The 10,483-nt window shown below is 71.7% G+C and carries 8 protein-coding genes; 6 read left to right on the top strand and 2 right to left on the bottom strand.

What is annotated here, in order from left to right:
• Positions 1-94 precede the first annotated feature (94 nt).
• On the bottom strand, positions 95-1,630 hold the full coding sequence (locus tag ACIRPU_RS36005) for a helix-turn-helix domain-containing protein (RefSeq protein ID WP_403875121.1): 1,536 nt from the start codon (positions 1,628-1,630) through the stop codon (positions 95-97).
• 413 nt (positions 1,631-2,043) lie between these two features.
• On the opposite strand from ACIRPU_RS36005, the gene ACIRPU_RS36000 reads away from it, so the two are divergent.
• The 3 genes from ACIRPU_RS36000 (at position 2,044) to ACIRPU_RS35990 (ending at position 5,012) form a co-directional block, all read left to right on the top strand.
• On the top strand, positions 2,044-2,664 hold the full coding sequence (locus ACIRPU_RS36000) for an L-threonylcarbamoyladenylate synthase (protein ID WP_384119042.1): 621 nt from the start codon (positions 2,044-2,046) through the stop codon (positions 2,662-2,664).
• A 164-nt stretch (positions 2,665-2,828) separates the two neighbouring features.
• Positions 2,829-3,584 carry a dienelactone hydrolase family protein gene (locus ACIRPU_RS35995; protein WP_403874952.1) on the top strand — a complete coding sequence of 252 codons (756 nt, stop codon included), beginning with the start codon at positions 2,829-2,831 and terminating at the stop codon, positions 3,582-3,584.
• A 192-nt stretch (positions 3,585-3,776) separates the two neighbouring features.
• Positions 3,777-5,012: a glycoside hydrolase family 64 protein gene (locus ACIRPU_RS35990; protein WP_385567380.1), complete on the top strand. Its 1,236-nt coding sequence runs from the start codon at positions 3,777-3,779 to the stop codon at positions 5,010-5,012.
• A gap of 129 nt (positions 5,013-5,141) precedes the next feature.
• Here the strand turns inward: ACIRPU_RS35990 and ACIRPU_RS35985 are convergent, their stop codons facing one another.
• Positions 5,142-7,547: a M4 family metallopeptidase gene (locus ACIRPU_RS35985; protein ID WP_403874950.1), complete on the bottom strand. Its 2,406-nt coding sequence runs from the start codon at positions 7,545-7,547 to the stop codon at positions 5,142-5,144.
• Between the two features lie 375 nt (positions 7,548-7,922).
• Between ACIRPU_RS35985 and ACIRPU_RS35980 the strand changes: the two genes are divergently transcribed.
• The 3 genes from ACIRPU_RS35980 to ACIRPU_RS35970 all read left to right on the top strand — a co-directional run.
• Positions 7,923-8,765, top strand: a complete 843-nt coding sequence (locus ACIRPU_RS35980; RefSeq protein WP_403874948.1) for a class I SAM-dependent methyltransferase — start codon at positions 7,923-7,925, stop codon at positions 8,763-8,765.
• A 290-nt stretch (positions 8,766-9,055) separates the two neighbouring features.
• Positions 9,056-10,261, top strand: a complete 1,206-nt coding sequence (locus ACIRPU_RS35975; RefSeq protein ID WP_403874946.1) for an NAD(P)/FAD-dependent oxidoreductase — start codon at positions 9,056-9,058, stop codon at positions 10,259-10,261.
• Between the two features lie 91 nt (positions 10,262-10,352).
• The coding region (locus tag ACIRPU_RS35970) for a sigma factor (protein ID WP_403875119.1) at positions 10,353-10,483 on the top strand (131 nt) is incomplete at its 3' end.

Below are 10,483 nucleotides of genomic sequence, written 5' to 3'. Positions count from 1 at the left end.
CCCCGTTCCGGTCGTACCCCCGCCGCTCCTCGAAAGTACGTGCCCGGCGAGCGGCTGGGAATCGTGTCGATGCCCGCTCCGGCCGCCGCAGGACTCACCTGTGCACAGGTGGGTCCGGATGGCCCGATTCCGCCCGGTGGGCGGATTCGTGCAGGTCGGGCTGGGCGAGGTCGCCTGCCGCCACATGGGCCAGGACGACCTCGTACAGGTCGCTGCCGGCCGCGAGGAGCTGGCGTTCGAGGACGGGTTCGGCGCTGCGGACGTGTTCGCGGACGGTCTGCGCGTGCACACCGAGCAGTTGGGCGGCGCGTTCGGCGTTGCCGCCGGCGGCGATCCAGGCACGCAGCGTGCCGCGCAGGTCCCGGCCGTCGGAGTCGAGACGGGCCAGCAGTTCCCGCGCCCAGTCGCGCAGGGCGGGCCCGCCGAGCAGTTCGCCGAGCCGGGCGGGAGCCGCCGCGGTCCCCGTCAGGTTCCCGGCGATGGCGACCTGGGTGTGCAGCGCGAGGTGGACGGCGGCCCGGACGGTGAGGTCGGAGAAGTCGGCGCGCAGCAGGTTCTCGACGCGTTCCATGCGGGCGCGGACGGTGTTGCGGCTGACGCCGAGCACCTTCGCCGCGTTGACGGCGGTGAACTCCAGGCCGAGCCGGGTGGTGGCGAGGAGTTCGGCGCGGGTGTGGTGCGGCAGGGCGTCCAGGGGGCGCAGCAGCCGGGTCGTCCAGGTGCGCAGGATCTCGGGGTCCATCAGGCGTTCGGGGTGGGTGCGTTCGGCGTAGACGGCCGTCTTGTCGGGGCGGAAGCGGGCGACGGCGAGGGCGCTGACGGCCTGTCCGTAGGCGATGGCGGTGCGGGCGAGGCTCTGGAGGGCGCTGCCGCCGAGGAACGTGCCGGCGCGCCGGTCGCACAGGGCGCGCAGTGCACGGCCCGCGGTGTCGTTCGGGACGACGACGATGACGTGGCCGTCCATGGCGGGGCAGCGCACGACGAGGGCCTCGTCGTGGGTCGCCGCCACGCAGGCCGCCGCGAGCCGGTCGCGTTCCTCGGGGCTGGTCTCGACCACGTAGACGCAGGCGGTGTCGGTGTCGAGCAGGCCGGGCCACAGGCCGGCGGCGACGCGTCGGGCGGCGACGGTGTCCTCGACCATGAGCAGCTGGAGGATGGCCAGGCGCAGGTCGGCGGTGGCGCGGGCCAGCCGTTGTCCGGTCGCGGCGGTCTCCCGCGCGCGCAGCAGGAGTTCGAGGACGCCCACGGTGTGCGTGACGACGGCGGAGGCGCGCCGGTCGAAGGGGCTCGTCCGGGTCACGGCGAGCACGCCCGACGAGGCGGGGCGCGGGAGTTCGACCCTGATCAGACGCACGTACCTGCCCTCGCCCTCCCAGGCGGCGGAGGCGAGCCGGCCGCCGATGACGGCGGCGGCCAGGCCCTCGTCGAGCGGGGTGAGCGGCCCGGCGAGCGAGGCGCCGGTGTCGTCGCGCAGGGAGACGGTCGCGTCGAGCGTGTCCGCCAGCCAGTCGAGGAGTCTGCGGAGGTCGCCGCCGGTGGGGCGCAGATGTCCGAGGAGCTCCCGCGCCCACGCCGAGTCGGCGTCGTCCGCCGTGTCGGTGTGGGGCTTGCCGTCGTCCCGGCCGGCCATGTCGGCGCTCTCCTCGTCCCTCACGGCCCCTGCGGGCCGAACCAGTCATATCGGTCGGGGACGTTACCTCACGCGGGGGCGGAACGTCCGTCCGCGGGACCGGGGTATCGCCGGCGGGAACCGTGGAGGTCGGCCGACGGTCGCGGACTTCCGGACGCCGACGGCGGCCGGACCGGCTCCCCCGACGCACAGCGGGCAGGCGACCACGGAGGCGGCGTGCAGGCCGTTCATGAGGGCCTGGCCGTCGAGGCGTGCAGGCGGTTCAGGGCCTCGGGTGGGGGCTCGGGATGCGGGCAGGTGGACGCGACCCGGCAGCACGGGGGCCGCTCGCCGACAGCTGGGAGCTCCTCCTGGACGAGCCGCGCGGCGGTCCTGCGGAGTCGCCGCCCCGTGGCACGGCATAAGCTCGGCCAATGGCGAAGTACTACGACGTGCACCCCGACAACCCTCAGCCGCGCACCATCTCCCAGGTCGCGGCCGCCATCCGGGCGGACGCGCTGATCGCGTACCCGACGGATTCCTGCTACGCGCTGGGCTGCCGGCTGGGCAGCAAGAACGGCATCGACCGGATCCGGGCCATCCGCGAGCTGGACGACAAGCACCACTTCACCCTCGTGTGCCAGGACTTCGCGCAACTCGGCCAGTTCGTACGAGTGGACAAGGACGTGTTCCGCGCGATCAAGGCGTCGACGCCGGGCAGCTACACCTTCATCCTCCCGGCGACCAAGGAGGTGCCGCGCATGCTCCAGCACCCGAAGAAGAAGACGGTGGGCGTGCGCATCCCGGACCATGTGGTCACCCACGCCCTGCTCGCCGAACTCGGTGAACCGCTGCTGTCCAGCACCCTGTTGCTGCCCGGCGAGGACGAGCCGATGACCCAGGGCTGGGAGATCAAGGACCAGCTCGACCACGTGGTGGACGGCGTGCTGGACTCCGGGGACTGCGGCACCGAGCCGACCACGGTCATCGACTTCTCCGACGGCGAGGCGGAGATCGTGCGGCGCGGGGCGGGTGACACCTCCCGGTTCGAGTGACGCCCGCCCGCTTCGAGCAACGCCCTTCGCGCCCCGACGTCCTCGGCTCGGGGGTCCCGGAGGCCGGGTGGATGGTGCATGCAACGATGGTCGCTGCCCGGCCCCACCGGGCCGGTCGATCGCTCGTCCGCTCGCCGCAGTGCACCGCGCAGAGAGGCACCCCCATGACCTCCGTACAGGGAACAGCCGTGGACATCCCCACCGAGGACGGCGTCGCCGACGCCTATCTCGCGCATCCCGGCGACGGGACACCCCGGCCGGGCGTGCTGCTCTACCAGGACGCCTTCGGACTGCGCCCGCACCTGCGGGCGATGGCCGACCGGCTCGCCGAGGCCGGCTACACGGTGCTGGTCCCGAACGTGTTCTACCGGCACGGGCGTGCGCCCGTCGTGGAGCTGCCCGAGTTCATCGACCCCGGGGCGCGTCCGGAGATCTTCGCGGCCCTGAGCCCGCTCATCCAGTCCCTCACCTCCGAGTCGGCCGTGCGGGACGCGGGCGCGTATCTGCGGTGGCTGGAGGAGAGCCCGCTCGTCGCGGACGGCCCGGTGGCGCTGACCGGGTACTGCATGGGCGCCCGGCTCGTCCTGTGGACCGCCGGCGGGTATCCGGACCGGGTCGCCGCGGCGGCCGGCTTCCACGGCGGGCGGCTCGTGACCGACGCGCCGGACAGCCCCCACCTGGCGGCCGAGCACATCACGGCCGAGGTGTACTTCGGCCACGCCGACAACGACCACTCCCTGCCGCCCGAGCAGATCGAGCGCTTCGAGGACGCCCTCACGGCAGCGGGCGTCCGTCACACCTGTGAGGTCTACGCCGGCGCCGAGCACGGTTACACGCAGGCCGACACCACCGCGTACGACGAGAAGGGCTCCGAGCGGCACTGGGCCGCGCTGCTGGAGCTGCTGAAGCGGACCTTCTGACCGCCGGGACCGAGCACCGGGACGCCCTTGGCACGAGCCGCCGAGGGCGTCCTCGTTCCTTCCGTCTCCGTCTTCCTCTTTCCGTCTTTCTCCTTCCGTCTCTCTTCGACCGTCTTTCCTTTTCTGTCTCTGCCTCTGTCCACATTGTTGACATGGGCACAACCTCGATGCGACGTTGAGAGCGCTCTCAACATGGTACGGACCAACCCCACAGGCCTACCCGCACGGAGGTGGAGAGTGCTCTCAAGGATCACGCTCACACTCAGAATCGCCGGAGCCGCCGCTCTCGTCGGCGCGCTGCTCTCCCTCGGCCCCCCGGCCCAGGCGGCCGTCCCCGACACCATCCCGCTGAAGATCACCAACAACTCGGGGCGCGGCGAAGCCCTCTACGTCTACAACCTCGGCACCCAGCTGACGACGGGCCGGCAGGGCTGGGCGGACGCGAACGGCGCCTTCCACGCCTGGCCCGCCGGCGGCAATCCGCCCACGCCCGCGCCCGACGCCTCGATCGCGGGCCCGGCCGCCGGCCAGTCCGCCACCATCCGGATCCCCAAGTTCTCCGGCCGGGTCTACTTCTCCTACGGCCAGAAGCTCGACTTCAGACTGACCACCGGCGGGCTGGTGCAGCCCGCCGTGCAGAACCCGACCGACCCGAACCGGAACATCCTGTTCAACTGGTCGGAGTACACGCTCAACGACTCCGGGCTGTGGCTGAACAGCACTCAGGTCGACATGTTCTCCGCGCCGTACGCGGTCGGCGTGCAGCGCGCCGACGGCACCACCATCAGCGCCGGACACCTCAAGGCGGGTGGCTACACCGGCTTCTTCAACGCCCTGCGCGGACAGCCCGGCGGCTGGGCGAACCTCGTCCAGACCCGGTCCGACGGCACCGTGCTGCGGGCTCTCGCCCCGCTGTACGGGGTGGAGACGGGCGCCCTTCCGGCGAACGTCATGGACGACTACGTCAACCGCGTCTGGCAGAAGTACGCGACGACCACGCTGACCGTCACCCCGTTCGCCGACCAGCCGGGCACCAGGTACTACGGCCGGGTCTCGGGCGGGGTCATGAACTTCACCAACTCCTCCGGCGCGGTCGTGACCAGCTTCCAGAAACCGGACGCGTCCAGCATCTTCGGCTGCCACCGGCTCCTGGACGCGCCGAACGACGCGGTGCGCGGACCGATCTCCCGCACCCTGTGCGCGGGCTTCAACCGCTCCACGCTCCTGGTCAACCCCAACCAGCCGGACACCACGACGGCGAACTTCTACCAGGACACGGTGACCAACCACTACGCCCGCAAGATCCACGCGCAGATGGCGGACGGCAAGGCGTACGCGTTCGCCTTCGACGACGTCGGACAGCAGGAGTCCCTCGTCCACGACGGCTCGCCGCGCCAGGCGTATCTGACGCTCGACCCGATGAACTGAACCGAACCGCACGCACGACGACGTCCCGCACGCGGAGGGAGCCCGCGTGCGGGACGTCGTCGGTCGGAGCGGATCAACCGGTCGTGATCAGCCGGCCGTGTTCAACCGATCGTGATCAGCCGGTCTTGATCAGCCGGTCGTGACGGCGGTGTCGTCCACGACGAAGCTGGTCTGGAGCGAGGAGTCCTCGACGCCCGAGAACTTCAGCGCCACGGTGGAGCCCGCGAAGGACCCGAGGCTGAAGGACTTCTGGACGTACCCGGTGGCCTTGTTGAGGTTGGAGTAGGTGGCCAGGGTGGTGGATCCGGCGGTGACCGTCAGCTTGTCGTACGCGGTACTGGTGCTGGTCTCGGCCGAGTCGACGTGCAGGTAGAACGTGAACGTGGTGTTGGTGCAGCCGCTCGGGATCGTCACCGACTGCGTCAGCGTGTCGGTGTGGGTCGATCCGTAGCCGTCGAGCCAGGCCTTGTAGGAGCCGGTGCGGGCCGCCTGGCTGCTGGAGTTGGTGATCACTCCGCTGCTCGCCGTCCAGGTGGTGTTGCCCGACTCGAAGCCCGCGTTGCCCAGCAGCTGTGTGGCGGTGCAGGACCCACCGCCGCCGGAGGAGCTGACCGTCCAGGTGAAGGCGGCGGTACCGGTCGCGCCGGTGCTGTCGGTCACCGTGACGGTGGTGCTGGAGGAGCCGGCCGTGGTCGGCGTGCCGGAGATCAGGCCGGTCGAGCTGCTGATCGACAGGCCGGCGGGCAGACCGGTCGCGGCGTACGTCAGCGAGCCGCTGTTGGTGCTGCTGGCGGAGATCTGGAGGTTCACCGCGGTGCCGACCGTGGCGGACTGGCTGCCCGGGTTGGTCACCGAGACGCCCGTCGACGGGACCGTGATGTGGCTGCCGACGTTGATACCGGCGAAGGCGTTGCCGACTCCGGCGTACTGGGCGGAGCTGGCGCCGTAGAGCGCCGAGGCGGCGTTCAGCGCGGCCGTGCGGGCCTGGGCGTACGTGGTGCTGGACGTCATGTACGTCGTCAGCGCCTTGTACCAGATCTGCAGGGCCGCGGCCCGGCCGATGCCGGCGACGGCGACACCGTCGGACGTCGTGCTGGTGTAGGAGGTGCCGTTGATGACCTTGGTGCCGCTGCCCTCGGAGAGCAGGTAGAACATGTGGTTCGCCGGACCCGAGGAGTAGTGGACGTCGAGGTTGCCGACGCCGGAGTACCAGCTGTCGGCGGAGCCGCCGTCCTTGGAGGGCTTGTCCATGTAGCGCAGCGGGCTGCCGTCGCCGTTGATGTCGATCTTCTCGCCGATGAGGTAGTCACCGACGTCGGAGGAGTTCGCCGCGTAGAACTCCACGCCCGTGCCGAAGATGTCGGAGGTGGCCTCGTTCAGGCCGCCCGACTCCCCGGTGTAGTTCAGGTTCGCGGTGTTGGAGGTGACGCCGTGGGTCATCTCGTGGCCCGCGACGTCCAGCGAGGTCAGCGCGTGGGTGCTGCTGGTGCCGTCGCCGTAGGTCATGCAGAAGCAGTCGTCGTCCCAGAAGGCGTTGACGTACGCCGTGCTGTAGTGGACGCGGGAGTAGGCGGCGACGCCGTCGTTCTTGATGCCGCTGCGCCCGAAGGTGTTCTTGTAGAAGTCCCACGTCACCTGGGCGCCGTAGTGGGCGTCGACGCCGGCGGTCTGGGTGTTGGAGCCAGCGCCGGTGCCCCACGTGTCGTCGGCGTCCGTCATCAGGGTGCCGGTGCCGGACGTGGCGTTGTTGAGGCTGTACGTCTTGTGCGTGCCGCGCGTGGTGTCGTTCAGCTGGTACGTCGAGCCGGACAGCGTGGTGCCGATGGTGACGGTTCCGCTGTACTGGCTGTTGCCGGTGCCGGTCTGGACGCCCTCGAACTGGGAGAGCTTCGCGCCGGTGACGGCGTCGGTGATGACGTGCAGCTTGCTCGGCGTGCCGTCGTCCTGGAGACCGCTGACCACGGTCTCCCAGGCGAGCTTGGGCGTGCCCTCGCCGGCCCAGATCACCTTTCGCGCGCTCTGGGCGGCGGGGTTCGTCGCGTCGAGCGCCTTGGCCGCCGTGAGGGCCTTGGTCTGGGCGGCCGCCTTGCTGTACGTGGCGGTCGTGGACTTGACCGAGACGGTACGGCGGTTGTTGTTGAAGGTCGTGCTCACCGTGCCGGCGGCCAGCGAGGCCGGGGGCGTGTGCACGACGAGGTCGCCGCCGAGGACGGGCAGACCGGCGTAGGTGCGCTCGTAACGCGTGTGCAGGGTGCCGTCGTTGTCCTTCACGACGTCCTTGACGACCAGCTTCTCCTGGGCGCCGAGGCCGAGGGACTCGGCCGTGTCCGTCGCGCTAGCCTCGGCGCTCTTGATCAGAGTCGTGCGCTGGGCGGGTGTGAGGTCGGCGGACTGGCCGCCGGCGCGCAGGGGGCTGGGGTGGGGGGCTGCGGGCAACGCGGTCGCCGGAACCGTCTGAACACCGAGGGCCAGAAGGGCGGCGGTGGAGAGCAGGGCCGCTCCGACCGTGGTCCGCTTGCGGGGGCTGGGTCTCACTCGTTCTCCTACTGCGGCGGCCGTGGGGAACGGCCGGTGACAGACCGGGCAGACGGGTGTGCTGTCCGGGACGAGCTGAGTGGTGCGGGACCGTAAGCATGAGAAGACAACGTGCCGCTGGTGCGCGGTAGTTGGGTGGGAGAATGACAGGCTTGACAGTGGCATGTCAGCCAAAGCCGGGCGCTTCAAGGGTTATCCCTCGGTGCCGGGCGGGGACGGGGCCTCCACCCCCCGGCCTCCCTGTGAGGCGACTGTGCGTTCGCTGTCCCGGCAATCGGGGGGCGGGCCGGGCGGGCCGGGCCGGTGTGCGCCGCCCCGGCCGTGGGACCATCGGCGGACAGCCGAAGGGGAACTTCGCGAAGGCGGTGGGCGGACGTGGCGGCCGGGTGGGAGTGGGACGAGACGTTGTTCGCCGGCACCGCCGCCCACTACCGGCGCGGCCGGCTCCCGTACGCCCCGGGACTGGCGGACGTGCTGGCCGAGGCCCTGCGTCTCGACGGACGGGGACGCCTCGTCGACGTGGGATGCGGGCCGGGGATCCTCGCCCTGACTCTGGCCCACCTGTTCAGCGAGGTCGTCGGCGTGGACCCGGACCGGGAGATGATCGCCGAAGCAAGGCGGGAAGCCGCCGAAGGAGGAGTGGCCGGGAAGGCCCGGTGGGTGCGGGCCCGGGCCGAGGAACTGCCCGCGGATCTGGGAGAGTTCACCGTCGCCACCTTCGGCCAGTCCTTCCACTGGATGGATCGCGAGCTGGTGGCGGCGACCACCCGGGACATGCTGCGGCCCGGCGGGGCACTGGTGCACATCTCGGACCTGAAGTCCGAGACGCTCACCGTCGACGGTCTTCCCCATCCGGCGGCGCCCGGTGCGGCGATCGAGGAACTGATCAGGCACTACCTCGGGCCGGTCCGCCGGGCCGGTCGAGGCGTGCTGCCGCAGGGCACGCCCGACGGTGAGGCCGCGGTGCTCGCCCGGGCCGGATTCACCGGTCCGCAGCGCCATGTGGCGCCCGGCGGACAGCCGCTCGAGCGCACGGCCGACGACGTCGTGGCGGGGGTGTTCTCGATGTCATTCTCGGCTCCCCATCTGTTCGGCACGCGCCGCGACGACTTCGAGGCGGACCTGCGTCGACTGCTGCGGGACGCCTCCGCGTCGGAACGGTTCTCCGAACGCCGGCCGAGCACCGAGGTCTTCGTCTGGAGGAAGGGCGCCTCGTAACGGTGACCGGACCCGGACCCGGCGGGTGGGCGCCGCCAGGGGCGGGACGGGCGTCCGGACGGCCTCGACGCGCCGGGCGCCTGCGAGGTCCCCGGTCGGCCGCCGTCCTCACCGGCTTCGCGACGGTCATACCGGCCCCGCCTTCCCCACGGCCGGGCGGACGACGACGCCCAAGTGCGGTCACACCGGCCCCACTTGGGGGTGATCCGGCTCACATGCTGTCACAGGGATCGACGACGCGGTGTCTTGAGGCCGGACCACCGAGCAAGGCTGAGCATGGAGGAGACACCATGACCGGGACCTACGAAGTCGTCGTGATCGGCGGCGGATACGCCGGCGTCATGGCCGCCAACCGCCTGACGCGGCGCGACGACGTGACCGTGACGCTGATCAACCCCCGCCCCACCTTCGTCCACCGCGTCCGCCTGCACCAACTGGTGGGCGGCTCCCACGAAGCGGTCGTCGACTACCGGAAGGTGCTGGCCGACGGCGTGCGGCTGATGGTCGACAGCGTGACCCGGATCGACGCCGCCGGGCGTCACGTGGAGCCGGCGTCGGGCGGCACGGTCGGCTACGACTACCTGATCTACGCGGTGGGCAGCGGCAGCGCCGACCAGAACGTCCCCGGAGCGGCCGAGTTCGCCTACCCGCTCGCCACCCTGGAGGAGGCCGAGCGGCTGCGGCCGGTCATCGCCGCCGCGCCCGCCTCGGCCGCGGTGACGGTCGTCGGCGCGGGCCCGGCCGGCATCGAGACCGCCGCCGAACTGGCGGAGGCGGGCCGCACCGTCACCCTGGTCTGCGGCGGGGTGCTCGGCCCGTATCTGCATGCTCGGGGACGGCGGTCGGTCGCCGAACGGCTGGCGGCGCTCGGGGTGACCGTGCTCGACGGCCCCGACACCCAGGTCACGGCGGTGACCCGCGACACCGTGCGGCTCGCCGACGGCCGCGAGCTGCCGAGTGAGGTGACCGTCTGGACCGCCGGGTTCGGCGTGCCGGACCTGGCCGCGCGCAGCGGGCTGAGCACCGACGCCCTGGGCCGCCTGCGCACCGACGAGACCCTGACCAGCGTGGACGACCCGCGCATCGTCGCGGCCGGGGACTCCGCGGCACCGTCGGACCTGCCGCTGCGGATGAGCTGCCAGGCCGCGATGCCGCTGGGCGCGCGGGCCGCCGACACGGTGCTCAGCCGGATCGCCGGCGAGCGGCCCGCGCCCCTCAAGCAGGGGTTCGGCGCCCAGTGCATCAGCCTGGGCCGACGCGCCGGCATCTTCCAGTTCGCCGACACGTCCGACGTCGCGGTGTGGCTCCACATCGGCGGACGCCCCGGCGCGAAGGTCAAGGAGCTCGTGTGCCAGGGCATCGTCAGGCACCTGGCGGACGAGGCACACAAGCCCGGCACGTACAGGCTGCACCGCGCCCCGGGGACCGCCAGGAGCCGACAGCTGCTGCGAGCCGGGCGGGCCGAGGCACCGGCCGTCGCCGAAGGCGCGGCCTGAGCCTCGGTGGCCGATCGGGAAAACCCGCTGTGCAGGCACGCCTGAACGCCTCCGGTGAACAGGGCGGACCACGAGGGAGACGGTTCCAGACATGAGCGAGCATGCCACCGACCCGGCGACCGACACCTTCGTCGCCCACCGCAATCTCCTCTTCACGGTCGCGTACGAGATGCTCGGATCGGCGGCGGACGCCGAGGACGTCCTCCAGGAGACCTGGCTGCG

This window comes from Streptomyces sp. NPDC102259, from assembly GCF_044766465.1.
Classification (GTDB): domain Bacteria; phylum Actinomycetota; class Actinomycetes; order Streptomycetales; family Streptomycetaceae; genus Streptomyces.
The sequence above is the reverse complement of the archived record's forward strand: the minus strand, read 5'-3'. Positions and strand labels throughout refer to the sequence as shown.